Here is a 22,824-nt window from a genome sequence, read left to right as displayed (position 1 = left end):
CCCTGTATTGACTGACCCACCGCTATCGGGGGCAAGCCCCCTCCCACAGTTGACCGGCGGCGTTCTGAACTGATCGGAAAGAGACTGATGTATTCACTTGAAGACCTGCTGCACCTCATGAGCCGCCTGCGCGACCCGCAATACGGCTGCCCATGGGACATCAAGCAAACCTACGCCACCATCGTGCCGCATACCCTGGAAGAGGCCTATGAAGTGGCCGACGCCATCGAGCGTGGCGACTTCGATCATCTGCAAGGCGAGTTGGGCGACCTGTTGTTCCAGGTTGTTTATTACAGCCAGTTGGCGCGGGAAGAAGGGCGCTTCGAATTTGCCGGGGTGATCGACAGCATCACCCGCAAGCTGATCCGCCGTCATCCCCATGTGTTCCCGACCGGCGACCTGTATGCACCGTTGGATATTCCTCAACTGAGCGAAGAGCAGGTCAAGCAGCGTTGGGAGCAGATCAAGGCCGAGGAGCGCGCGGAAAAGTCCGACGCACCCGAGCAATTGTCCCTGCTCGATGACGTGCCCACTGCCTTGCCATCGCTGTCCCGTGCCGCCAAGCTGCAGAAGCGCGCCAGCCAGGTGGGTTTCGATTGGCCGTCGGCGTTACCGGTGGTGGATAACGTGCGCGAAGAGCTGGATGAAGTGCTCGAAGCCATGGCCGATAACGACTCGGCAGCCATTGCCGATGAAGTCGGTGACCTGCTGTTTGCGGCGGTCAACCTGGCCCGTCACCTCAAGGTCGACCCGGAAACCGCGTTGCGTGGCGCCAATGCCAAGTTCGAGCGGCGTTTCCGATTTATCGAACAGGCATTGCGCGAGACGCATCAACCCATAGAAGATTGCACCCTCGAAACGTTGGACGCCCTGTGGGGCGAAGCCAAACGCCAGGAAAAGAATGTTTCCAGCTGCGGTTGAGCAGTTGCCTAAGTGAGTACGCACCATGAGCCTTTCCCTTCGCGACCAGTTGCTCAAAGCAGGTCTGGTCAACCAAAAGCAGGCCAAACAGGTCGGCAAAGAGAAGCAGAAACAGCAGCGGCTGGTCCACAAGGGGCAGGCCGAGGTCGATGACACCCAGGCGCGCCTGGCGGCCGAGGCGCACGCCGAGAAGGTCAAGCGCGACCAGGAGCTGAACCGTCAGCAGCAGGAAAAAGCCGAGGCCAAGGCCCGCACGGCCCAGGTCAAGCAATTGATCGAAACCTCGCGCCTGCCCAAGCTGACCACCGAGGACTACTACAACTTCGTGGATGACAAGAAGGTCAAGCGCCTGTCGGTCAACACGCTGATGCGTAACAAGCTGAGCAACGGCTCCCTGGCCATCGTGCATCACGGCGGCAGCTACGAGGTGATCCCGCGCGAAGCCGCGCTGAAAATCCAGGAGCGCGCGCCGGAGCGTATCGTGCAGCTCAATATCCTGACCGAAAGCCAGGTGCCGGATGAGGATGATCCGTACGCCGCCTACCAGATCCCGGATGACCTGATGTGGTAAGCCGCTGAAAACAACAAACCCCGCCAAAAAGGCGGGGTTTGTGTTTTTACCGTGCCGCGCCAGCCTGTTACCAATCCACTGCGTAGCTCAGGCTGAAGGTACGACCTTCGGCATTCGGGTACGGCGCGCGGGCGTTGGCCTGGGCGAACATGTTCTGGTAGTTGCGGTTGGTGAGGTTGTACACCGCACCTTCGAGGCGACCCACCGGCAGCCTTACCGAGCCCAGCAGGTCTACCAGCGTGTAGCCCTGGATATCGCGCCCGTTGTTGTCCTTGAACGCGGCGTCATAGTTGGCCAGGCGCATGCCCTGCAGGCGCAGGCTGTAGTCGCCACGGTCGTAGCCGACGAACGCGGTGGTCTTGGCCGGGGAGATACGGGTGGCGGGCAGGTCGATCCACTTGCCGTTCTGCTGGGTCTCGCCTTTGGAATAGGCGTACGTGCCGCCGACCGACCACTGGTCGGTGACGTTATACGTCAGGCTGGTTTCGATACCGCGCACGCGTTCTTTCTGGTTGATCAGGCGTAGCACGCGATCATTGGCATCATAGAACTGCGTCACATCCGAGGTGTTTTCATACGCCGTGACATTGGCCAGCCACTTGTCCCAGTTGCCACGCCAGCCCAGTTCATAGCTGTTGACCTTCAGCGCCTGGGCGTTGAGGTCTTGAATGTTGTACGTGCTGTTGACGTCACGCAGGAAGCGCTGGATATCCGGCAGGGAAAAGCCCTGGCTGAAGTTGGCGAACACATCCTGGTTTTCACTCAGGTGGTACACCGCGCCGAGGTTGTAGAGGGTGTCGTCATACTTGAGGGTGCCGCCCGGCAGCGTCGCGCGGTTGCCGGTCTGAACGATTTCGCCATAGGCGATGCTGTCGTCGACCTTGCTCTCGATCCATTCGCGGCGCACGCCACCGCGCAACGTCCAGTCACCGATGTCATAGGACAGCTGGCCGAAGATCGCCTTGGTGGTGGTCTGGATGTCCGGGCCCAGCTCGAAGGTGGTGCCGGTCTTGGTGTAGGTCAGGCCGTTGACCCGGTACTGGTCGCCGCGTTGGCGCGAGGTTTCATGATCATAGTCGGCCCCCCAGACCAGGTTGCCGGTCGCCGGGCCGATGTCTGGCATTTGCGTGTCAATGGCGGCGCGCAGGCCGTACACATCTTGCACGCTATTGTTGTCCGACACCCCGGCTCGGCCCCGGGACAAGTCCGGGAAGAACAGTGCATCGGCGCGGCGCCAGTAACTTTCGACCTGCAAGCCCTGGCCGTAGAAGTCCTTGTCGGCGTAATTGAGGTTGACCGCCTGGTTGTGGGTGGACGGCTGGTCGTCCAGGTCCAGGCCTTTCACCGCGACGGCCTCGCTGGTGATGCGTGGGTTTTTGGTATAGCGGGTGTCCTGTTCGTCTTTGTAGTCCTGCAGCGACAGGCTGATCTTTTTGTCGTCATCCAGCTCGTAGCCGAAGCGACCTTGCAGGTCGTAGGTGTCGGTGTCCATGTTGCTGCCCTGGGACGTGTCCTGGGGAATGCGCTTGCCGTTACCGTCGAACTGGTCGTTGCGTTGCACGGCGTTGCCCGACACATACCAGTCCAGCGGGCCCTGGCGGCCTGTTGCGCTCTGGAATGCCTGGTAGGAAAAGCCTTTGTGGCTGAGGTTGTCACCGGCGGTCATGCCGATCTTGCTGCTGAAGGCCAGGTCTTCACCTTTGTTGCGCTTGGTGATGATGTTGATGATGCCGCCCGATGCGCCGGCGCCGTAGACGCTGCTGGCGCCGGAAATCACTTCGATGCGCTCGATGCTTTCCGGTGCCACGCTGTTGAGCTGGCGGAAGTTGTCACGCGTGGCATTCTGGGACACCCCGTCGATCAGGATCAGCGTATTGCGCCCGCGAAGCGTCTGGCCGAAGTTGCTCATGCCGCCGCTGGAGGGCGCGATGCCGGGGACCAGTTGCCCGAGAATATCGGCAACCCGGCGTCCTGCCGAGATCTGCTGGCGGATCTGTTCTTCATTGATGACCTGCACCGAGCCCGGGATCGCCGCAATGCTGGTTTCACTGCGCGTGGCCGAGACCACTGTCGGCTGTAGCTGCAGGCTGGTCGCCGGCGTTTCTTCAGTTTGATCGGCCCAGACGGGCGCACTGATCGACCCGAGCAGGGGCAGCAGAACCGCCCATTGTGATGTGTTCATGACCTTGCCTTTGAGTTATTAGAAGTAGTGACAGAAAAAACGGACGTTTCAGGTGTTCGGGTGAGCGAACGAATGGCGCGGATGCCCAGCGCAGCCAGGGCATACGTCAGCGCGACCAGCCAGAAGCTGTGCGCCAGGCCCACCATGGCCATACCGATGCCACCCAGCAGCGCGCCGCACAACGCGCCGGCCTTGGCGGCGCTGTTGCCCAGGCCCAGGGCGAACCCCTGCTGGCTGGGTGCAACGGTGTTGGCGATCAGCGTGTAGGCCACCGGCAGCAAAGCGCCTTGCCACACGCCCCACAGCAGCCGGCTGGCGAGGAAGCCAAACCATTCATTCGCCAATGCCGTGAAGGCCAGTGTGAAGGCGCAGGCCCAGGTGACCCACTCAATGATGCGCAGCGTGTGTGCAGGTTGATGTCGATCAAACAGGCGGCCCCACAACGGCGCGGACAGCGCCAGGGTCAATGCGCTGGCGGCATAGCTGGCGCCGATCAGCCACGCGGGCGCATGCAAAACATCGGCAACATATAAGGCATAGAACGGTTGCGGCATCATCTTGGCTGCTTGGATCAAGACGATGATCCCCAGCATCGCGCCGAGCCAGCCTTTGGGGAGTGCGGCGGGCGTCGAGGTGCGCGCGGGTCTCGATCGTGGTGAGTCGTTGGGTAAGAAGGCGCTGATTATTGCGCACAACAGGCAGACTGCGGTGGCGCTGTAGCACAGCAATGCGAAACCGGATATGTCCATCAGCCAGCCGCCCAACACCGGCCCGGCCAGGGAGCCCACGGCGGTGGCCGATTGCAGCCGCGCCAGGATATGCCCGCGACCGCCATCGCCGCAGTAGGCCAGCGCATAGGCCTGCGCGGCCGCAATAAAGCCGGCCAGCGCACCCTGCGCTACCCGGATCGCCACCAGCAGCCAGGGATCGTAGGTGATGGCGGCCAGCGCCTGGCATACCGCCAGCGCCAGCAGCGCGCGGATGATCATCGGCTTGTGCCCGGTACGATCACCCAGGCGCCCCCACATGGGCGTGAGCACCATCGCCGCCATCATCGGCCCGGCATACACCAGCGCAGACAGCAGGCCGGTGTACTGGGCGTTGGCGGCGCCAAGCAATTTCTGGATTTGCAATGGCCAGAAAGGGCCGCTCATTTCCATGGCGCCCATCGACACCAGCTGAATCACCACCAGCAAGCGCAGCGCCGTGCTGTTAGCCGACATTGGCGGCGCTACTAAGCGGGTTGGGCAGGCGCCCGACGATATCGGCATGGCTTTCCATCAGTCGCATGCGCATGAACGACTTGGCCGGCCAGTCCTGTTCCAGCAGCGCGGCACGTTCGGTCAACCAGCGCTGAGGGTCGACCTCGCTGCGCACATCATCGAAGCACTGGCTGACCTGCGCTGACAGTTCATCCCACAACAGCGCCTGGGGAACCTCGAAGTGGCGCGCGCCGAGCAATACCAGCTCGCCCAAGTGGCACATGAACACTGTGTGCAGCAACTTGTCGCGCACGAAACCTGCATCGTCGTACAAGGTCATTTTCGGGTCATGCAGTTCGATATCCAGACCTTGGGCGTGCAAGGTTTTTCGGTCGATCCGGATATCGCCGAAATCGCGCAACAGCAGGCGGCTGACTTGCCCGTCCGCATCCATGACCATAAAGGAATTCTGCTGATGGGCCTCGAAGGCCACGCCATAGCGCAGGTACATGCCCAGCAGGGCCGGCACGGCAATGGATGCGTAATCCTTGAAAAACGCACAGAGGGCCTGTGCATCGTCAGCGCCTTGGCTCAGGCGGACCCACTGCCTCAGCAACGGCTGCCCATGCTGGTCGGTGGCAAACAGGCTGCCCACCGGGACGGCCATTTCGCCGGTTTGGAGCAGGCTCTGCGGGTTGTCGCGATAAAGCACCGCCAAGTGGCGGGAGTGTTCGTCATTCACCGGCTGTGGCTTGAAATGCACGCCCAGGCGCTCGGGCACGATGCTTAGGATGTCCTGCAGCCCAGGTTCGCGCGCCAGGATGGTCTGCAGCAGATGGCTGATCCGCGGCCCCATGCGCGCCGAGCGTGGCGACACCGTGCGCTGCACGCTGGTCAGGCGCAGCGAAACCGGAAGCTTAACCATAGGCGCGTCGCTGCGGCCTTCAGGCAAAACGGTGCGGAACGACATGGTCGGGTGGGCCGTGAATGCAACGATATCGGTGAGCACCAACAGCTGGTCGCCGATTTCATTGGCGAACAGCTGCGGTAGCTCCTGGCGAGCTTGCCAAGGGTGGGCAGGCAGCGGCAGATAATCGTTGGCCTCAAGGCCCTGTGCAGTCAGGTGCGCCGTCAATTGGCGAGCCGCTTGCGGGAAGTGGCCCTGCCACCACTGCCAGTAATCCGCCGTGCCGGCCAGGCTTTCAACATGGGCGTACTGGCGGTGCAGCGCACACAGCAATACCGGGAAACGCGCCTCGAACTCAGGCGAAAATTCGATCACCTGGTCTGTCGCCAAACCCAGCTTGGTCTTGTAGTTGGGGTGCCAGGGATGGCCGAGCGTGCCCCATTGCTCGAGCACTGACGTTGGGTTGCCAGCCTCTGGGGCGTGCTTGAGGTAGCTGAGCAGGTTGTGCTGATGCACGGGGTCCATCGAGGCGTGCAGCTCGAGCGTCCATTGCTCGTGAAAGGCCAGGCACAGGGTATCGTTGATGAAGCTGTCGTCGATCTCTGTGTTGAGGCGGTCCAGGACCTCTGGGGCGGCAGGCGATTCGAGGCGGGTGTTCAGTAAGGTCAGCAACTGCGACGGGAACTGGATGGTCTGTTCGGGCTGCCCAGCCCGCAGGACGCTGACCTTGCCTCGCAAATCCCAGCTGGCCATGCGGCCAGGGCGCAGGTGCTCAAAGCGCAGGTGGCTCTGGTCGGGCAGCACCAGCCAGCGGTGGTCGTCTTCGTCATGTCTGAGGGTGTTCGGATCGAGCAGGCCTTCACGAAACAGGGCCTGGATCAGGCGTTGAAAACTACGTTCGCAGGCGGGTGCCAAGGTGGCGACCAGTGTCTGAAGGGTGATGTGCCTGGCCTGGAATTGACGCGTGGCCAGTGCTTCACCCCAGCGGCCAAGCAGCGATTGTTCCGGTGTGGTGAGGTGTCCATGCATGAGGTCAAACTCCGTTTTCGTGAGGCCGAGTGAAAAGCGGAGCGATACTATCGAGAATCATTACCAATTGTCTATTTGTTGTTACTTTTTTATACCGTCGTAGGGACGTATAGGAAAAGGCCACTTTAGAAAACGAAAAACCCCGCTCAAAAAGGCGGGGTTCCTGTGTGTAGGCGACCTGGCTGCGTGGGCCGGGCCGTTTACGCGATGTCAGGGTTTCAGGAGCCTTCTGTCTGGCGTCTCATTTCAAGCGTTTCAAGTTCGTTTTTATAATTGTGGGCATCGCTCTCGTTGTGGAACATGCCGACCAGCAAATCTTGTTGATGTACGTCCCAGATGTGAATCCCGTGGCCTACCGCTTCATGGGACATATGTTCATCGTCGCGTTCAGTTACTTTTACAGTCATCTGCTTGCTCCAATCTCTGGTTGATCTGCGGCAAGTCGTCGCAGGTATTTGTTATATGGTTTGTTAGCTTGCTAAGTAAACTGGTTTTGCGCGCAACAATTTATTGCAGGAAACGCAACATTCCCGCAGGCCGCGTAAACCGTGGTGTTTGGGGTTGGGGGCATGAGTTAGATGACAAAAGTTTCATGTTCGGGGGCAGGCTACTGACGCCATCGGGAGCAAGCCCCCTCCCACATTTTGAAATGCATTCCAAGTGTGGGAGGGGGCTTGCCCCCGATGGCGGTAGATACTTCAACGCAAAAAATCCAGGCAAAAAAAAGCCCCGCATTCAGCGAGGCTCTTTTTAACTCATCAGGGCAATCAGCTCCCTTTGACAGCCTTACCGTCAACGGTGCCATCCTGCAGCATGATGTTGTATTCCTTGCCATCCGTTTCAACCTGGCGCAAGGCAACCAGAATGCCGCCCTGGTCCTTGGCAAACCACATCTGTGTGATGCGCTTGCTCTGGGATGGATCACGCACGCGTTCAACCTTGATCGCGTCGATGGAGCCTACCTTGGTCTGGACTTTTTCCGGGCCCATGACGCGGAAGTCATAGGTATCCACATCCGTACCTTCGGCCACTCGGTAGCTCATGCTTTTCTTGCCGGCAGCCACATCGCGCTGAAGGGCGAGTTGATAGGTGGACTTGTCGAGCATGCCGCTTTCGAGGGTGACGTTAACCGGGTCCTTGTTTTCAAAGCCGGTGATCTTCTTGGTCGCCTGGTCGAAATCCAGGTTGATCTTCTTCGCCTTGCCCAAACCGCCGCGCTCGAAGCTGTAGCTCTTGGGTTGCAGGGTGTCCTTGTCGAACAGGATCACGCTGGTTTCGGTCAGGCTGGCGATCATCATCGAGGCCTTGAAGTTCAAGGTCCAGGTGCCGTCGCCGTTCTTGGTCAGGCTGCGTTCAGCCGAACCACTCATGGGCAGTTGTTTCCAGTCGGCGGTGTAGCTGACGGAGAAGGGGTGAAGGTCCGCCGCTTGCACGGCAGGCAGAGCGAACAGCGCAAAAGCGAAGAGCAGGGCGCGACGCATAAAATCTCCTAGGTTCGAATCAAGTGGCCGCTGGCCGCGAGTAACTGACCATCCAATAATGCACCCTGTTCACCAAGAATCAACCGACCCTCGGCAAACCAGCGAACAGCCAACGGGTAAATCCTGTGTTCCTGGGTATGAACCCGTTGCGCAAGCGTCTGCGCCGAGTCATCCGACTCTACCGGAACCACTGCCTGTACGACCAGAGGCCCGCCATCGAGTTCCTCGGTGACAAAGTGCACGCTGCAGCCATGCTCGCGGTCGCCGGCATCGAGGGCGCGCTGATGGGTATGCAGGCCTTTGTACTTGGGCAGCAGGGAAGGGTGGATATTGAGCAGGCGCCCTTCGTAATGCCGCACGAAATCAGCGCTGAGGATGCGCATGAAGCCGGCAAGTATGACGAGCTTGGGGTTGAAGGTGTCGATCAGTTCGATCAAGGCGCGGTCGAAGGCCTCGCGGCCGTCGAACGCCTTGTGATCCAGCGAGCGGGTCTCGATACCCGCGTCCCTGGCGCGTTGCAGGCCGTAGGCATCGCTGCGGTTGGAAATCACCGCAGCGATGCGCACCGGGCTGTCGCCGGTGCGCGTGCTGTCGATCAGGGCCTGCAAATTACTGCCGGTGCCGGAAAGCAGCACCACGACATCACAGGTGACAGGCATCAATGCGCCTTAAGGTTCTTCAGTTCAACCTGGGCCGCACCTTCGGCAGCGCTGGCGATCTGGCCGATGACCCAAGGCTGCTCGCCGGCTTCGCGCAGTACATTCAGCGCGGTTTCAACGTGCTCCTGCGCCACGCAGATGACCATGCCCACGCCGCAGTTCAGCACGCGGTGCATTTCGGTTTCGTTGACGTTGCCTTTCTCTTGCAGCCAGTCGAAAACCGCAGGGCGCTGCCAGCTGGCCACGTCGACAATCGCCTGGGCGCCTTTTGGCAGCACGCGTGGGATGTTGTCCAGCAGGCCGCCGCCGGTGATGTGGGCCATGGCCTTGACGGCGCCGGTGTCCTTGATCAGCTTGAGCAGCGGCTTGACGTAGATGCGCGTCGGGGCCATCAGCAGGTCGGTCAATGGCTTGCCGTCGAGCTGGATGTTCTCGATATCGGCGCCGGACACCTCGATGATCTTGCGGATCAGCGAGTAGCCGTTGGAGTGCGGGCCGGACGATGGCAGGGCGAGCAAGGCGTCGCCGGCAGCCACTTTGGAACCGTCGATGATTTCGGATTTTTCCACCACGCCGACGCAGAAACCGGCCAGGTCGTAGTCTTCGCCTTCGTACATGCCTGGCATTTCAGCGGTTTCGCCGCCGACCAGGGAGCAACCCGACAGCTCGCAGCCGGCGCCGATGCCGGTGACCACTTGGGTCGCGGTCTCGACATTGAGTTTGCCGGTGGCGTAGTAGTCGAGGAAGAACAACGGCTCGGCGCCGCACACCACTAGGTCGTTGACGCACATGGCAACCAGGTCGATGCCGATGCTGTCGTGCTTGTTCAGGTTCAGCGCCAGGCGCAGCTTGGTGCCCACGCCGTCGGTGCCGGAAACCAGTACAGGCTGCTTATAGCCGGCCGGGATTTCGCAGAGGGCGCCAAAACCGCCCAGGCCACCCATGACTTCGGGGCGCGCAGTGCGCTTGGCGACGCTCTTGATGCGTTCGACCAATGCTTCACCGGCGTCGATGTCTACACCGGCGTCCTTGTAGCTCAGGGAGGGTTGCTTGCTCATGATCCAGGCCTTTAAGGGGGATTTCTGGGTAACGACCGAGCGGGCAGGCACTTTTGGCGAAGGCCCAGCCGTTGACGGTCTGCGAAGGCGCGCGATTTTATCAGGCTTGAGGGGCAGCGGCCATCCTCGGGCCGACGGGCAGGGCATATGAGTCTAAAAAAAACCGAATCGGCCCGGTAATGCACCGTATTAAGGTATAGCCTTGAATCCGCTATCGTTATGACAGTATGAAAACTTACCGAGACCCGTGAATGTTTTACCGGTCGCTGTGTCACAGCCTTGCCAAAACCGAGATCACGCGGTCTGTTCCAGCCGCTAAATTTGTCGTTCGGGAATCTTCCATGCGTCTGTGTAAATTCTTTTTTGTAGGCTGTTTGTCGTTGGTCAGCCTGGCGAGTCATGCCGAAACCCTCAATGGCCTCTATCAAGTCCTCGAACCGGTCAGCAGCCAGTCACCCCAGGAGCGTGACCAGGCCACCCAGCGCGCCGTGCAGACCCTGGTCATCCGTCTGACCGGCGATGCCAAGGCCGCCGAGGGCCCGGGCCTGGCGGCGGTCCGCAAAGACCCGCAACAAATCATCAGCCAATACGGCTACGACGCCGGCCCGCCGGAAAGCCTGCAGGTGGATTTCGACCCGGTCAGCACCGATCGCGCCCTGCGTGACGCCGGCTTGGCGATCTGGGGCAGCAATCGACCCTCGATCCTCGGCTGGTGGCTGAACGACTCTACCGAAGGCAGCAGCCTGGTCGGCGACGGCCAAGCGGTGGCTCAAGCGCTGCGCCGGGCGGCCCAGCACCGAGGCTTGCCGTTGCGCCTGCCGCTGGGTGACCTGGACGAACAGGTCGTCGCCACCGCGCCGAACCTGGAAAGTGCCGACGCCACGCCGCTGCGCGCCGCCTCCGAACGCTATGGCGCCGATGCGTTATTGGCGGTGCATGCGCGCCAGGAAGGCAACCAGTGGCAGGCCAAATGGCGCCTGTGGCTGGGCGACAAGACCGAGCAGGGCAGCGTCCAGGGCGCTGACACTGGCGCGGTCGCCGACGCCGTGTTGCTTGCGGTCAGCCAGAAGCTCGCGCCGCGTTTTGCGGTCAAGCCTGGGGTCAGCGCCGAACAATTGCTGGAGGTGCAGGGCATGACGCTGGAGCGCTACGCCGTCCTGGGTCGTTTGCTCGAGCCCTTTGGTGGCCAGCCGCAGCGGGTGGACGGCGATCGTATTGTGTATCGCGTCAATGGCAGCGCCGATCAGTTGCGCACCCAGTTGAGCCTGGCCAAGTTGCAGGAAGTGCCGGCGGGTGAAGCCCCCGCCCCGCAACCGCCGGCCGATGGCGCACAACCGGCTGCCGCGCCTGAGCCCCAGGCGCAGTTACGTTTTCGTTGGTAAGTGGCCTGGCTTCTATATAGAAGCGGCAAGTAAATAACAGAGGAAGTGGTTCATGGCGGATACGCGTCGTTGGGTGTGGCTTGGCGGGATTGTCCTGCTGTGCGTTTTTGTGTTCTTGCTGCATTCGATCCTGACGCCGTTTCTGGTGGCGTTGCTGCTCGCCTATCTGTTCGATCCGGTGGTGGACCGCCTGGAGAAGGCCGGCCTGTCGCGCACCTGGGGTGTGATCGCGGTGTTTGCCTTGTTTACCCTGATCATTACCGTTCTGGTGCTGGTGCTGGTGCCGATGCTGGCCAAGCAGCTGTATCGACTTTACGAACTGGCGCCGCAGATGCTCGACTGGTTGCAGCACACGGCGATGCCATGGGCCCAGGCCAAGCTTGGGCTGTCGGACGGGTTCTGGAAGTTCGACAAGGTCAAGGCGGCAATCAGTGAACACATGGACAAGACCACCGATATCGTCAGTATGGTGCTCAGCCAGGCCACCGCTTCCAGCCTTGCGCTGATCGGCTGGCTGACCAACCTGGTGCTGATCCCGGTGGTGGCGTTCTACTTGCTGCGGGACTGGGACATCATGATGGCCAAGATCCGCAGCCTGCTGCCGCGCGACCGCGAGGAGCGCATCGTGTCCCTGGCCGGCGAGTGTCACGAGGTACTGGGGGCGTTCGTGCGCGGGCAACTGCTGGTGATGCTGGCGCTGGGTATCATTTACGCCGCTGGCTTGATGGCGATCGGCCTTGAGCTGGGCCTGTTGATCGGCCTGATCGCCGGGCTGGCCGCAATCGTGCCTTACATGGGCTTCGTGATCGGCATCGGCGCGGCGCTGGTGGCGGGGCTGTTCCAGTTTGGCGGCGACCTGTACCCGATGCTGGGGATCGTTGCGGTGTTCATGGTCGGCCAGGCGCTGGAAGGCATGGTATTGACTCCGCTGCTGGTGGGGGACCGTATCGGCCTGCATCCCGTGGCGGTAATCTTTGCGATCCTGGCGGGCGGTGAGCTGTTCGGCTTTACCGGCATCCTGCTGGCGCTGCCGGTGGCGGCGGTGATCATGGTGCTGGTGCGGCATGTTCACGATATGTACAAGGATTCGGATGTGTACACGGGCGTTGAAGACCCCGATCTGTAATCGCTGGATCACAAACCCGGCGCATCGCCGGGTTTGTTGTTTAATGTGGCGGGTGCGTCAAACAATTTGCGCAAAACCAACAGGTTAACGCAAACCTTTGATTTTGCTTGTGGTCTGCTGCATTGTGCGCCCGGCGCCACGCGTATAAACTTTGCAAACTTTACACAGAGGCCACTCACGGTTCGATGGGAGCCGTTCAGTCAGCATGAAACCGATTCAGCTGCCCCTAGGTGTGCGTCTGCGTGACGACGCTACCTTTATCAACTACTACCCAGGCGCCAATGCCGCTGCACTCGGCTATGTCGAGCGCCTCTGCGAAGCCGACGCCGGGTGGACTGAAAGCCTGATCTATCTGTGGGGCAAGCATGGCGTCGGGCGTACCCACTTGCTGCAGGCCGCGTGCCTGCGTTTCGAGCAGATGGGCGAGCCGGCGGTTTACCTGCCGTTGGCTGAGCTGATGGACCATGGTGTTGGGATCTTCGACAACCTCGAACAATACGAACTTGTGTGTCTGGACGATTTGCAGGCGATTGCGGGCAAGGCGGACTGGGAAGAGGCGCTGTTTCATCTGTTCAACCGCCTGCGCGACAGCGGCCGGCGCCTGTTGATCGCCGCGTCCACATCGCCGCGTGAACTGCCGGTGAAGCTGGCCGACCTCAAGTCGCGGCTGACGCTGGCGTTGATCTTCCAGATGCGGCCTTTGTCCGACGAAGACAAACTCCGTGCCCTGCAACTGCGCGCCTCGCGTCGCGGCCTGCACCTGACCGACGAGGTCGGGCACTTTATCCTCACCCGTGGCACGCGCAGCATGAGCGCGTTGTTCGAGTTGCTCGAACAGCTCGATCAGGCCTCGTTGCAGGCCCAGCGCAAGCTCACTATTCCCTTCCTCAAGGAAACCCTCGGCTGGTAGCCAAGCCGTGTGTTTCCAGGCTTTCGGCAAATTCCAGGCGCCAGAAAACCTGCGTTTTGGCCGGTTTGGCCACGCGCAGGGCCTGTATGTGGGATTAGCGGCTTAGATGGCGTGGTCCAAATAGGAAGTCACAAAGAGTTCGATTGAATTTGCAAATCGATGTGATAGAAGGCATAGTCTCGGCTTCTTTACACATCAGCCACGGTCGTGCCCATGCTAAATCGCTTCGCACCCCTCGTGCCTCTCGCACTCGTTACCCTGTTGTTTGGTTGCGCCTCCCACCCTCAGCAGGTGGCAGAACAGCCCAAACCACAGGTTCAAAATCAGGCTAAATTCGTTGCTGCACAGTCTGCTTCTGTTTATGAAGAAGAGCTGGCAACTGAAAAAGAGCTGGCCGACTTCTCCGGCAGCAAGCCTTACCAGCTTCCCGTTCTGGCCGACAGCATTCTCGAACGCGGCATGTCCCTGATCGGTACCCGCTACCGTTTCGGCGGCACCTCCGAAGCCGGTTTCGATTGCAGCGGTTTTATCGGCTACCTGTTTCGTGAGGAAGCCGGCATGAACCTGCCGCGCTCCACCCGCGAAATGATCAACGTGAAAGCACCGTTGGTCGCACGCAACAACCTCAAGCCCGGTGATCTGCTTTTCTTTAGTACTGCCGGTCGCGGTCGTGTCAGCCACGCTGGTATCTACTTGGGCGATAACCAGTTTATCCACTCCAGCAGCCGTCGTAGTGGTGGGGTGCGGGTCGATAACCTGGGTGACAGCTACTGGAGCAAAACCTTCATCGAAGCCAAGCGTGCACTCGCCATGGCCCCGTCTACGGTTACCGCCAGTAAGTAAAGTTAAAGTGATACTTGAAGTTTGACGCGTAAGCGCTAGAATCCCTGGACATTGTTGTAATCCGTTCGCGCGAGCTTTGCTTGCGCGTTCTGGTTTTCAGCGTTCGGCAGCGAAAGCCGCATCCAGACCAGGATTGTTCTGCCCATGTCGACCTCGGCCCGCCTCTTTCTTCTCGTTTGCGCCGCGCTCCTCAGCGCCTGCGCAAGCCGTCCGCCGCCGCCTGCTCCCGTAGCCGTCAAGCCTAAGCCGGTGTTCAACTATTCCACCCAGAATTTCTCGCCGGCCGCCGAAGACGTGCTCTTCCGCGCGCTGGGCCTGGTGGGCACGCCGTATCGCTGGGGCGGCAACACGCCGGACTCGGGCTTTGATTGCAGCGGCCTGATTGGTTTTGTCTACCGCGACGCAGCCGGTATCACCTTGCCGCGCACTACCCGCGAGTTGATCGTGATGCGTGCCCAGGACGTCAGCGAGCAAAACCTGCAAACCGGTGACCTGCTGTTCTTTGCCACCGGTGGCGGTTCGCGGGTGAGCCATGCCGGCATCTACGTGGGTGAGGGCCGTTTTGTGCACGCTCCGCAGACTGGCGGTACGGTGAAGCTGGATACGTTGTCGAAGGCGTATTGGCAGAATGCTTACCTGAGTGCCAAAAGGGTGTTGCCGGCAAACTTGGCACGCAATCCCTGAATCAAACACCGAACCAAATGTGGGAGGGGGCTTGCCCCCGATAGCAGTGGGTCAGGCGCAGATACTGTGACTGATACTCCGCTATCGGGGGCAAGCCCCCTCCCACATTGTTTTGTGGTGTGCTTCAGAGGGTCTACTTGACCGCAGACACCCGCCACACCTTATTCCCCACATCATCGGCCACCAGCAAATCCCCTTGCTGATCGATCACCACGCCCACCGGCCGGCCCATGGCGTTCTCATCTTTATCGAGGAACCCGGTCAGCACATCCACCGGCTTGCCTTTCGGCTGCCCGCCCTCGAACGGCACGAAGACCACCTTATAGCCACTGTGCGGCTTGCGGTTCCACGATCCATGCTGGCCGATGAATGCACCGTTGCTGAACTGCGCCGGGAGTGTGTTGCCCTGGGCGAATGTCAGCCCCAGCGACGCGGTATGCGGGCCGACCGCGTAGTCCGGCGCAATGGCCTTGGCGACCAGCTGCGGGTTCTGTGGGGTGACGCGCACATCCACATGCTGCCCGTAATAGCTGAACGGCCAGCCATAGAACGCGCCGTCCTTGACCGAGGTGATGTAGTCCGGCACCAGGTCGCTGCCGATTTCATCGCGCTCGTTCACCGCCGTCCACAATTTGCCGCTCTGCGGCTCCCACGCCATGCCGTTGGGGTTGCGCAGGCCGGAGGCGAAAATACGATGCTGGCTCGTGGCGCGGTCCACTTCCCAGATCGCCGCCCGGCCTTCTTCGGCTTCCAGGCCATTCTCGCCGACGTTGCTGTTGGAGCCGACGCTGACGTACAGCTTGCTGCCATCCTGGCTGGCGATCACGTTTTTAGTCCAGTGATGGTTGAGGCTGCCACCCGGCAAATCGACGACTTTGGTGCCGGCCGCCTTGATCGCGGTCTCCCCAGGTTGATAGGGGAAACGCAGCAACTTGTCGGAGTCCGCCACGTACAGGTCGTTGCCGACCAGAGCCATGCCGAAGGGCGAGTTGAGGTTTTCCAGGAACACCGTGCGGGTTTCGGCGACGCCGTCGTGATCGGCGTCGCGCAGCAGGGTGATGCGGTTCGGGCTCGGCACGCCTGCGCCCGCGCGGCCCATGACTTTCTCCATGACCCAGCCGCGCACGCCTTTGGCGTCATCGGGCTTGGGCGGAGCATTGGTCTCGGCCACCAAAATATCGCCGTTGGGCAACACATACAGCCAGCGCGGATGCTCCAGGCCTTCGGCGAATGCGGCCACTTGGGTGCCGGCAGCGGCTGTCGGCTTGGCGCCGTCGGGCCAACCGACAGCCGGCGCGATGTTCACGGTGGGGATCAGCGTCTTGTTCGGTTCCGGCAACCTGGGCGAGGGCCCGGTGCCATCGGCTACCTGCAGGGTAGAGCTTTCTCCGCAGGCGGCGAGGGTGCCGGCGAGCATGATCAGTAGGGCGAGTCTGGTTTTGTGCATGGTGTTCTCCTGAATACCTGTAAGGGTAGAGAAGCACATCACCTTGATGGTTCAAGTACAGGGCCAGCTTTAATTGACGCTCCACCCCCAACCCACTAACCTTCGCGGCTTGTTCCAGGTGCTCTGTGGCGTTTGCGTCGACAGAGTGAAACAGGGAAGCCGGTGAGTGAGCGCACTTGTACACAGTGCTGCCGCAATTCCGGCGCTGCCCCCGCAACGGTAAATGAGTCAAGACGGCGCTGTTGGCCACTGTATCGCAGGCGATATGGGAAGGCGCGCCGTTGGCATGTCCTGTCTTTTTACAAAAGGCAGGGCGCCACTCATGAGCCCGGAGACCGGCCTGAAACATCCAACAGCATCACGGTGGGCGATGCTTGGCTGTCTGTTTTTCCTTTTTCCTGCCCGCCGTTTTTGTCCAGCCCCAACGGAGAGCTGCCATGACCGATACCCCCGACCGCGACGAACGCCACCTGGCGCGTATGCTGCGCAAAAAAGCCGTGATCGATGAACGCATCGCCAACTCGCCCAATGAATGCGGTTTGCTGCTGGTGCTGACCGGCAACGGCAAGGGCAAAAGCAGTTCGGCCTTCGGCATGTTGGCCCGCGCCATGGGGCATGGCATGCAGTGCGGCGTGGTGCAGTTCATCAAGGGGCGCAACAGTACCGGCGAAGAGTTGTTTTTCCGCCGCTTCCCCGAGCAGGTCCGCTTTCACGTGATGGGCGAAGGCTTCACCTGGGAAACCCAGGATCGTCAGCGCGATATCGCCGCCGCCGAAGCGGCCTGGGCGGTCTCCCGGGCGATGCTCAATGACCCTTCCATCGGCCTGGTCGTGCTCGACGAACTGAACATTGCCCTCAAGCACGGCTACCTTGACCTCGACCAGGTGCTCGGCGACCTGCAGGCGCGCCCGCCGATGCAGCACGTGGTGGTCACCGGCCGTGGCGCCAAGCCTGAGCTGATCGAAATGGGCGACACCGTCACCGAAATGGGCATGCTCAAGCACGCGTTCCAGGCCGGTATCAAGGCACAGAAGGGCGTCGAACTTTGAATCAGCCCCGTCATTGCCCGGCCGTATTGATCGCCGCACCGGCGTCCGGCCAGGGCAAAACCACCGTCACCGCCGCGTTGGCGCGTTTGCACCGCAACCTGGGGCGCAAGGTACGCGTATTCAAATGCGGGCCGGACTTCCTTGACCCGATGATTCACGAGCGCGCCAGCGGCGCGCCGGTGTATCAATTGGATATGTGGATGGTGGGCGAGCAGGAAAGTCGTCGTTTGTTGTGGGAAGCAGCGGGGGAGGCCGACCTGATCCTGATCGAAGGCGTGATGGGCCTGTTCGACGGCACCCCGTCCAGCGCCGACCTGGCGCGGCATTTCGGCGTGCCGGTGCTGGCGGTGATCGACGGCACGGCCATGGCGCAGACCTTTGGCGCCCTCGCGTTGGGCCTGGCGCGCTATCAGCCGGACCTGCCATTCGCCGGCGTACTCGCCAACCGCGTCGGCACGCTGCGCCATGCGCAGTTGCTGGAAGGCAGCCTCACCGAGGGATTGCGCTGGTACGGCGCGCTGTCACGTGAAACCGGTATCGAATTGCCCAGCCGTCACCTGGGCCTGGTGCAAGCCAGCGAACTCAATGACCTCGACCTGCGTCTGGACGCCGCCGCCCAGGCGTTGGGCAGCAGTTGCGAAGTCGCCGTGCCGCCACCGGTGACATTTGCCGCGCCGCAGGTGATCACCGCCGAGCCGTTGCTCGCCGGGGTACGCATTGCGGTGGCCCGTGACGAAGCCTTCGCGTTTACCTACGGTGCCAGCCTCGACTTGTTGCGCGCGATGGGCGCCGAGTTGCGTTTCTTTTCGCCGATCCATGACGGCGCATTGCCTGAAGCCGACAGCCTCTATCTACCCGGCGGTTACCCGGAGCTGCATCACCGGGCCCTGTCGCAAAACACACCGATGCTCGCCGCCATCCGCGCTCATCATGCAGCCGGCAAGCCCTTGCTCGCCGAATGCGGTGGCATGCTGTATCTGCTGGACTCGCTCACCGATGTCGACGGCAACCGCGCCGAACTGCTCGGCCTGTTGCAGGGCGACGCAGTGATGCAAAAGAAATTGGCGGCCCTGGCGCTGCAAAGCGTCGAACTGCCCGAAGGCACCTTGCGCGGGCACACCTATCACCATTCCCTGACCAGCACCGCATGCGAGCCGATCGCCCGTGGCCTGAGCCCCAATGGCGGGCGCGGGGCCGAGGCGGTGTATCGGCAGGGGCGGATGACCGCGTCCTACGTGCACTTTTACTTTCCGTCGAACCCGGAGGCGGTGGCCGCACTTTTTGTGCCAGGCCCTGACACCGCTATCGGGGGCAAGCCCCCTCCCACAGGGGAATGCATTTCAAAGGTGGGAGGGGGCTTGCCCCCGATGACGCCATGACCGACAACGCCTTCCCCGAGGCCGACCGCCAAGCCGTCTACCGCGCCATCGCCGAACGCCGTGACATGCGTCACTTCAGCGGTGGCGGCGTCGCGCCTGAGTTATTGCAGCGCCTGCTCCAGGCTGCGCACCAGGCACCCAGCGTCGGCCTGATGCAACCGTGGCGCTTTATCCGTATCAGCGACCGTCAATTAAGGGGCCGCATTCAGCAACTGGTCGAAGAAGAGCGCCTGCGCACCGCCGAGGCGCTGGGCGAGCGCTCCGATGACTTCATGAAGCTCAAGGTCGAAGGCATCCACGACTGCGCCGAAGTGCTGGTGGCAGCGCTGATGGACGATCGCGAGCGGCACATCTTCGGCCGTCGCACCTTGCCGGAAATGGACTTGGCGTCGTTGTCCTGCGCGATTCAGAATTTGTGGCTGGCGGCCCGCGTCGAGGGGTTGGGCATGGGTTGGGTGTCGCTGTTCGAACCCCAGGCCCTGGCCGACCTGCTGGGTTTGCCGGCGGGCGCCAAACCCTTGGCGGTGCTGTGCCTGGGACCGGTCGCCGAGTTCTATCCGGCACCGATGTTGCAGCTTGAAGGCTGGGCCGAGCCGCGGCCATTGAGTGACATGCTGTACGAAAACCTGTGGGGAGTGAGTCAATGAGTGTGGCTTTGCTGTGTGTCGCCGCAGTGGCGCTGGATGCGCTGCTGGGCGAGCCCAGGCGCTGGCATCCGCTGGTGGCGTTCGGCAATTTTGCCGGGCGCATCGAACAGCGTTTCAATTCAGGCGGTCGTGGCTGGCGCAGCCATGGCGTAACCGCGTGGTTTATCGCGGTGGTGCCGCTGACCCTGCTGGCCACCGCATTGTCCTGGGCGCCGTACATCGGTTGGGTGCTGGAGATCCTGGCGTTGTACTGCGCCCTGGGGATGCGCAGCCTGGGGGAGCATGTGATTCCGGTCGCCCAGGCCCTGCGCAGTGATGACCTGGAAGCAGCGCGCCAACGTGTGAGTTACCTGGTCAGCCGCCAGACCAGCGAGTTGGATCGCATCGAGGTCGCTCGCGCGGCCACCGAGTCGGTGCTGGAAAACGGCAGCGACGCCGTGTTCGCCGCGCTGTTCTGGTTTGTGGTCGCCGGCGTCCCGGGCGTGGTGCTCTATCGCCTGAGCAACACCCTCGACGCCATGTGGGGCTATCGCAACGAACGCTTCGAACGCTTTGGCTGGGCGGCGGCGAAGATCGACGATGGGCTCAACTATATTCCTGCACGCCTGGTGGCCTTGACCTACGCATTGCTGGGCAAGACTCGCCTGGCGCTCAAATGCTGGCGCACCCAGGGGCCGACCTGGGACAGCCCCAACGCCGGCCCGGTGATGGCCGCTGGCGCCGGTGCGCTGGGCGTCGAACTGGGTGGCGCGGCGATTTATCACGGCGAGGTGCACCAGCGCCCGCCATTGGGCGAAGGCCCGCCGGCCGACGCTGACGCCATCGACCGAGGCTGGCAACTGGTGCAGCGCGGCGTATGGTTGTGGCTGCTGGTCCTGTGCGCGGGGGCGCAATTTTATGCTTGAACACGGTGGTCGGCTGCGTAAGGCGGCAATTGAATACGGGATCGCGGAGGTGGATTGGCTCGATTTGTCCAGTGGCCTTGCGCCCTGGCCGTGGCCGATCCCCGAGATTCCCTTGCGCGCCTGGGCACGGCTACCGGAAGCCGATGACGGCCTGGAAAAAGCCGCCAGCGACTACTATGGCGCGGCTCACGTGCTGCCGGTGCCGGGCTCCCAGGCCGCGATCCAATTGCTGCCGCGCCTGCGCCGTTCCGGCAAGGTCGGCGTACTGTCGCCGTGCTACGCCGAACACGCCGAAGCCTGGCGTCGTGCCGGTTATGTGGTGCGCGAAGTGCAAGAGCAGGAAGTCGACTTCTTTCTCGATGGCCTCGACGTGCTGGTGGTAGTCAACCCGAATAACCCCACCGGCTTGAGCCTGGCCCCGGAGCGCCTGCTCGACTGGCATACGCGGTTGGCCCAGCGCGGCGGCTGGCTGGTGGTGGACGAAGCCTTTATGGACGTGACCCCGCACTTGAGCCTGGCCAGCCACACCCAGCAAGTCGGCTTGATCGTGTTGCGCTCATTCGGCAAGTTCTTCGGCCTGGCCGGCGTGCGCCTGGGCTTTGTGCTGGCCGAGCGCCGGTTGCTCAAATTGCTCGCCGAACAGGTCGGGCCCTGGGCGGTCAGCGGGCCGACACGGGTACTCGGCCAGGTATGCCTGCGCGACAGCGCCGGGCACGCTCGCCAGCGCACGCGTTGCATCGAGGCCGGCCAGCGCCTGTCCGACCTGCTTGAGCGCCAGGGTTTTCAACCCCAGGGTGGCTGCGCCTTGTTTCAGTGGTTGATCACCCCGCACGCCGAACGCTTGCACGAATTCATGGCTCAGCGCGGCATTCTGCTGCGCCTGTTCGTTCACGACAGCAGCGTGCGTTTCGGTCTGCCCGACAGCGAGGCCGATTGGCAGCGTCTCGAGACGGCACTGGCCGCCTACAAGGAAGCGACATGACTACGTTGATGGTGCAGGGCACCACCTCCGACGCCGGCAAGAGCACGCTGGTGACCGCGCTATGTCGCTGGCTGGTGCGCCAGGGGGTTGCAGTGGCACCGTTCAAGCCACAGAACATGGCGCTCAACAGCGCAGTGACCGCCGAAGGCGGCGAGATCGGCCGCGCCCAGGCGGTCCAGGCGCAGGCCGCCAACCTGGCGCCCCACACCGACATGAACCCGGTGCTGCTCAAGCCCAACAGCGACACCGGTTCCCAAGTGATTATCCATGGCCGCGCCGTGACCAGCATGAACGCGGTTGCCTACCACGACTACAAAGCCATCGCGATGCAGGCGGTGCTGGCCTCCCACACACGGTTGAGCCAAGCCTATCCGGTGGTGATGGTCGAAGGCGCGGGCTCGCCGGCCGAGATCAACCTGCGCGCCAATGACATCGCCAATATGGGCTTCGCCGAAGCCGTGGATTGCCCGGTGCTGTTGATCGCCGATATCAATCGCGGCGGGGTGTTCGCCCATCTGGTCGGTACGCTGGAATTGTTGTCCCCCAGCGAACAGGCACGGGTCCGGGGTTTTATCATCAACCGGTTTCGCGGGGATATCGCGCTGCTGCAACCGGGGCTGGATTGGTTGGAGGCGCGTACCGGTAAGCCGGTGGTGGGCGTGTTGCCCTACGTGATGGACCTGCACCTTGAGGCCGAAGACGGCATCGACCAGCGCCAGACCGACAAGGCCGCCCAGGTGATCAACGTGGTGGTGCCGGTGCTGCCGCGTATCAGCAACCACACGGATTTCGATCCGCTGCGCCTGCATCCCCAGGTGAACCTGCAATTCGTCGGGCCGGGTCAGCCGATCCCGGCTGCCGACCTGATCATCCTGCCGGGGTCGAAAAGTGTGCGCAGTGATTTGGCGTACTTGCGTGCCCATGGCTGGGATACCGCCGTGGCGCGGCATTTGCGCTATGGCGGCAAGGTGCTGGGGATTTGTGGTGGCCTGCAGATGCTCGGCGAGCAGGTGCATGACCCGCTCGGCCTGGAAGGGCCCGTCGGCTCCAGCGATGGCCTGGGGCTGCTGGCGTTCAGCACGACGCTTGAGCAGGAAAAGCAATTGCGCAATGTGCGCGGGCGGTTGTTATTGGAAGATGCCGAGGTCAGCGGGTATGAGATTCATGCGGGGGTGACGTCCGGCCCAGCGCTGGAGAATGCCGCCGTGCGGCTCGACGACGGGCGCAGTGATGGTGCGCAGAGTGCCGACGGGCAGATTCTCGGCACTTATCTGCACGGGCTGTTCGAGACACCAGCGGCGTGCAGCGCACTGCTGCGCTGGGCGGGGTTGCAGGACGTGCAGGCAGTCGACTATCACGCCCTGCGTGAGCGGGATATCGAGCGCTTGGCGGATTTGGTGGAAAACCATCTGGACACTGAATTGTTGCGTCGATTGTGCGGAATCTGACGTCGGCTGACT

General features: G+C 62.0%; 21 protein-coding genes and 1 riboswitch. Of the genes, 13 read left to right on the top strand and 8 right to left on the bottom strand.

The window, feature by feature from the left end; translation table 11 throughout:
• Nucleotides 1-87: 87 nt before the first annotated feature.
• Complete coding sequence (mazG, locus tag C4J92_RS18820; RefSeq protein WP_124365193.1) at nt 88-921, top strand: nucleoside triphosphate pyrophosphohydrolase; 834 nt, start codon at nt 88-90, stop codon at nt 919-921.
• Between the two features lie 25 nt (nt 922-946).
• Nucleotides 947-1,492, top strand: coding sequence for a DUF2058 domain-containing protein (locus C4J92_RS18815; protein WP_003230516.1), 546 nt, complete (start codon nt 947-949; stop codon nt 1,490-1,492).
• A gap of 67 nt (nt 1,493-1,559) precedes the next feature.
• On the opposite strand, the gene C4J92_RS18810 is transcribed toward C4J92_RS18815, so the two are convergent.
• From C4J92_RS18810 to purM, 7 genes are all read right to left on the bottom strand, one after another.
• Nucleotides 1,560-3,674: a TonB-dependent receptor gene (locus tag C4J92_RS18810; protein WP_124404894.1), complete on the bottom strand. Its 2,115-nt coding sequence runs from the start codon at nt 3,672-3,674 to the stop codon at nt 1,560-1,562.
• Nucleotides 3,671-4,897 (bottom strand): MFS transporter, encoded by a 1,227-nt coding sequence (locus C4J92_RS18805; RefSeq protein ID WP_124404893.1) that lies wholly within the window; start codon nt 4,895-4,897, stop codon nt 3,671-3,673. The genes C4J92_RS18810 and C4J92_RS18805 overlap by 4 nt, the downstream gene beginning before the upstream one ends.
• Nucleotides 4,887-6,812, bottom strand: a complete 1,926-nt coding sequence (locus tag C4J92_RS18800) for an IucA/IucC family siderophore biosynthesis protein (RefSeq protein ID WP_124404892.1) — start codon at nt 6,810-6,812, stop codon at nt 4,887-4,889. Before C4J92_RS18800 ends, C4J92_RS18805 begins: the two co-directional genes overlap by 11 nt.
• 218 nt (nt 6,813-7,030) lie before the next feature.
• Nucleotides 7,031-7,219 (bottom strand): hypothetical protein, encoded by a 189-nt coding sequence (locus tag C4J92_RS18795; protein WP_124404891.1) that lies wholly within the window; start codon nt 7,217-7,219, stop codon nt 7,031-7,033.
• A gap of 360 nt (nt 7,220-7,579) precedes the next feature.
• On the bottom strand, nt 7,580-8,293 hold the full coding sequence (locus C4J92_RS18790; RefSeq protein ID WP_124363833.1) for a DUF3108 domain-containing protein: 714 nt from the start codon (nt 8,291-8,293) through the stop codon (nt 7,580-7,582).
• Nucleotides 8,294-8,301: 8 nt separating this feature from the next.
• Nucleotides 8,302-8,952: a phosphoribosylglycinamide formyltransferase gene (gene purN / locus C4J92_RS18785; protein WP_124404890.1), complete on the bottom strand. Its 651-nt coding sequence runs from the start codon at nt 8,950-8,952 to the stop codon at nt 8,302-8,304.
• On the bottom strand, nt 8,952-10,010 hold the full coding sequence (gene purM, locus C4J92_RS18780; RefSeq protein WP_124363831.1) for a phosphoribosylformylglycinamidine cyclo-ligase: 1,059 nt from the start codon (nt 10,008-10,010) through the stop codon (nt 8,952-8,954). The genes purN and purM overlap by 1 nt, the downstream gene beginning before the upstream one ends.
• A 341-nt stretch (nt 10,011-10,351) precedes the next feature.
• On the opposite strand from purM, the gene C4J92_RS18775 reads away from it, so the two are divergent.
• The 5 genes from C4J92_RS18775 to C4J92_RS18755 all read left to right on the top strand — a co-directional run bounded on the left by C4J92_RS18775 (nt 10,352) and on the right by C4J92_RS18755 (nt 14,955).
• Nucleotides 10,352-11,392, top strand: a complete 1,041-nt coding sequence (locus tag C4J92_RS18775; protein ID WP_124404889.1) for a DUF2066 domain-containing protein — start codon at nt 10,352-10,354, stop codon at nt 11,390-11,392.
• A 52-nt stretch (nt 11,393-11,444) separates the two neighbouring features.
• Nucleotides 11,445-12,518, top strand: coding sequence for an AI-2E family transporter (locus C4J92_RS18770; RefSeq protein ID WP_124404888.1), 1,074 nt, complete (start codon nt 11,445-11,447; stop codon nt 12,516-12,518).
• 205 nt (nt 12,519-12,723) lie between these two features.
• Complete coding sequence (gene hda / locus C4J92_RS18765; protein ID WP_124363828.1) at nt 12,724-13,428, top strand: DnaA regulatory inactivator Hda; 705 nt, start codon at nt 12,724-12,726, stop codon at nt 13,426-13,428.
• Nucleotides 13,429-13,641: 213 nt separating this feature from the next.
• Nucleotides 13,642-14,271 (top strand): C40 family peptidase, encoded by a 630-nt coding sequence (locus tag C4J92_RS18760; protein WP_124363827.1) that lies wholly within the window; start codon nt 13,642-13,644, stop codon nt 14,269-14,271.
• A gap of 144 nt (nt 14,272-14,415) precedes the next feature.
• A complete protein-coding gene (locus tag C4J92_RS18755) occupies nt 14,416-14,955 on the top strand; it encodes a C40 family peptidase (RefSeq protein WP_124363826.1) in 540 nt (179 codons plus the stop codon).
• Between the two features lie 133 nt (nt 14,956-15,088).
• On the opposite strand, the gene C4J92_RS18750 is transcribed toward C4J92_RS18755, so the two are convergent.
• Nucleotides 15,089-16,402 (bottom strand): sorbosone dehydrogenase family protein, encoded by a 1,314-nt coding sequence (locus C4J92_RS18750; RefSeq protein ID WP_124404887.1) that lies wholly within the window; start codon nt 16,400-16,402, stop codon nt 15,089-15,091.
• Nucleotides 16,403-16,501: 99 nt separating this feature from the next.
• Nucleotides 16,502-16,761, top strand: a riboswitch (cobalamin riboswitch).
• A 78-nt stretch (nt 16,762-16,839) separates the two neighbouring features.
• Here C4J92_RS18750 and cobO point away from each other — a divergent pair.
• From cobO to C4J92_RS18720, 6 genes are read left to right on the top strand one after another with little or no spacing between them, the layout of a single operon-like run.
• Nucleotides 16,840-17,451: a cob(I)yrinic acid a,c-diamide adenosyltransferase gene (cobO, locus tag C4J92_RS18745; RefSeq protein ID WP_124363824.1), complete on the top strand. Its 612-nt coding sequence runs from the start codon at nt 16,840-16,842 to the stop codon at nt 17,449-17,451.
• Nucleotides 17,448-18,830, top strand: a complete 1,383-nt coding sequence (locus tag C4J92_RS18740; RefSeq protein WP_124404886.1) for a cobyrinate a,c-diamide synthase — start codon at nt 17,448-17,450, stop codon at nt 18,828-18,830. The genes cobO and C4J92_RS18740 overlap by 4 nt, the downstream gene beginning before the upstream one ends.
• The gene (gene bluB / locus C4J92_RS18735; protein ID WP_124404885.1) at nt 18,827-19,477 is read left to right on the top strand and encodes a 5,6-dimethylbenzimidazole synthase; all 651 of its coding nucleotides are present in this window, start codon (nt 18,827-18,829) and stop codon (nt 19,475-19,477) included. The genes C4J92_RS18740 and bluB overlap by 4 nt, the downstream gene beginning before the upstream one ends.
• Nucleotides 19,474-20,382 carry an adenosylcobinamide-phosphate synthase CbiB gene (gene cbiB / locus C4J92_RS18730; RefSeq protein WP_124404884.1) on the top strand — a complete coding sequence of 303 codons (909 nt, stop codon included), beginning with the start codon at nt 19,474-19,476 and terminating at the stop codon, nt 20,380-20,382. The genes bluB and cbiB overlap by 4 nt, the downstream gene beginning before the upstream one ends.
• On the top strand, nt 20,375-21,364 hold the full coding sequence (gene cobD, locus C4J92_RS18725; protein WP_124404883.1) for a threonine-phosphate decarboxylase CobD: 990 nt from the start codon (nt 20,375-20,377) through the stop codon (nt 21,362-21,364). The genes cbiB and cobD overlap by 8 nt, the downstream gene beginning before the upstream one ends.
• Nucleotides 21,361-22,812 carry a cobyric acid synthase gene (locus C4J92_RS18720; protein WP_124404882.1) on the top strand — a complete coding sequence of 484 codons (1,452 nt, stop codon included), beginning with the start codon at nt 21,361-21,363 and terminating at the stop codon, nt 22,810-22,812. Before cobD ends, C4J92_RS18720 begins: the two co-directional genes overlap by 4 nt.
• Nucleotides 22,813-22,824 lie beyond the last annotated feature (12 nt).

Origin of the sequence: Pseudomonas sp. R3-18-08 (assembly GCF_003852065.1) — a bacterium.
Lineage (GTDB): Bacteria > Pseudomonadota > Gammaproteobacteria > Pseudomonadales > Pseudomonadaceae > Aquipseudomonas.
Note: the sequence above shows the minus strand (reverse complement) of the source record. Positions and strands in the feature narration are given on the sequence as shown.

Coding starts and splice junctions, on each gene's coding strand:
- C4J92_RS18720 (WP_124404882.1), top strand. CDS start 21,361: ATGACTACGTTGATGGTGCAGGGCACCACCTCCGACGCCGGCAAGAGC.
- C4J92_RS18795 (WP_124404891.1), bottom strand. CDS start 7,219: ATGACTGTAAAAGTAACTGAACGCGACGATGAACATATGTCCCATGAA.
- C4J92_RS18805 (WP_124404893.1), bottom strand. CDS start 4,897: ATGTCGGCTAACAGCACGGCGCTGCGCTTGCTGGTGGTGATTCAGCTG.
- bluB (WP_124404885.1), top strand. CDS start 18,827: ATGACCGACAACGCCTTCCCCGAGGCCGACCGCCAAGCCGTCTACCGC.
- C4J92_RS18770 (WP_124404888.1), top strand. CDS start 11,445: ATGGCGGATACGCGTCGTTGGGTGTGGCTTGGCGGGATTGTCCTGCTG.
- cobD (WP_124404883.1), top strand. CDS start 20,375: ATGCTTGAACACGGTGGTCGGCTGCGTAAGGCGGCAATTGAATACGGG.
- C4J92_RS18790 (WP_124363833.1), bottom strand. CDS start 8,293: ATGCGTCGCGCCCTGCTCTTCGCTTTTGCGCTGTTCGCTCTGCCTGCC.
- C4J92_RS18800 (WP_124404892.1), bottom strand. CDS start 6,812: ATGCATGGACACCTCACCACACCGGAACAATCGCTGCTTGGCCGCTGG.
- C4J92_RS18815 (WP_003230516.1), top strand. CDS start 947: ATGAGCCTTTCCCTTCGCGACCAGTTGCTCAAAGCAGGTCTGGTCAAC.
- C4J92_RS18750 (WP_124404887.1), bottom strand. CDS start 16,402: ATGCACAAAACCAGACTCGCCCTACTGATCATGCTCGCCGGCACCCTC.
- C4J92_RS18760 (WP_124363827.1), top strand. CDS start 13,642: ATGCTAAATCGCTTCGCACCCCTCGTGCCTCTCGCACTCGTTACCCTG.
- C4J92_RS18775 (WP_124404889.1), top strand. CDS start 10,352: ATGCGTCTGTGTAAATTCTTTTTTGTAGGCTGTTTGTCGTTGGTCAGC.
- cbiB (WP_124404884.1), top strand. CDS start 19,474: ATGAGTGTGGCTTTGCTGTGTGTCGCCGCAGTGGCGCTGGATGCGCTG.
- mazG (WP_124365193.1), top strand. CDS start 88: ATGTATTCACTTGAAGACCTGCTGCACCTCATGAGCCGCCTGCGCGAC.
- purN (WP_124404890.1), bottom strand. CDS start 8,952: ATGCCTGTCACCTGTGATGTCGTGGTGCTGCTTTCCGGCACCGGCAGT.
- cobO (WP_124363824.1), top strand. CDS start 16,840: ATGACCGATACCCCCGACCGCGACGAACGCCACCTGGCGCGTATGCTG.
- hda (WP_124363828.1), top strand. CDS start 12,724: ATGAAACCGATTCAGCTGCCCCTAGGTGTGCGTCTGCGTGACGACGCT.
- purM (WP_124363831.1), bottom strand. CDS start 10,010: ATGAGCAAGCAACCCTCCCTGAGCTACAAGGACGCCGGTGTAGACATC.
- C4J92_RS18755 (WP_124363826.1), top strand. CDS start 14,416: ATGTCGACCTCGGCCCGCCTCTTTCTTCTCGTTTGCGCCGCGCTCCTC.
- C4J92_RS18810 (WP_124404894.1), bottom strand. CDS start 3,674: ATGAACACATCACAATGGGCGGTTCTGCTGCCCCTGCTCGGGTCGATC.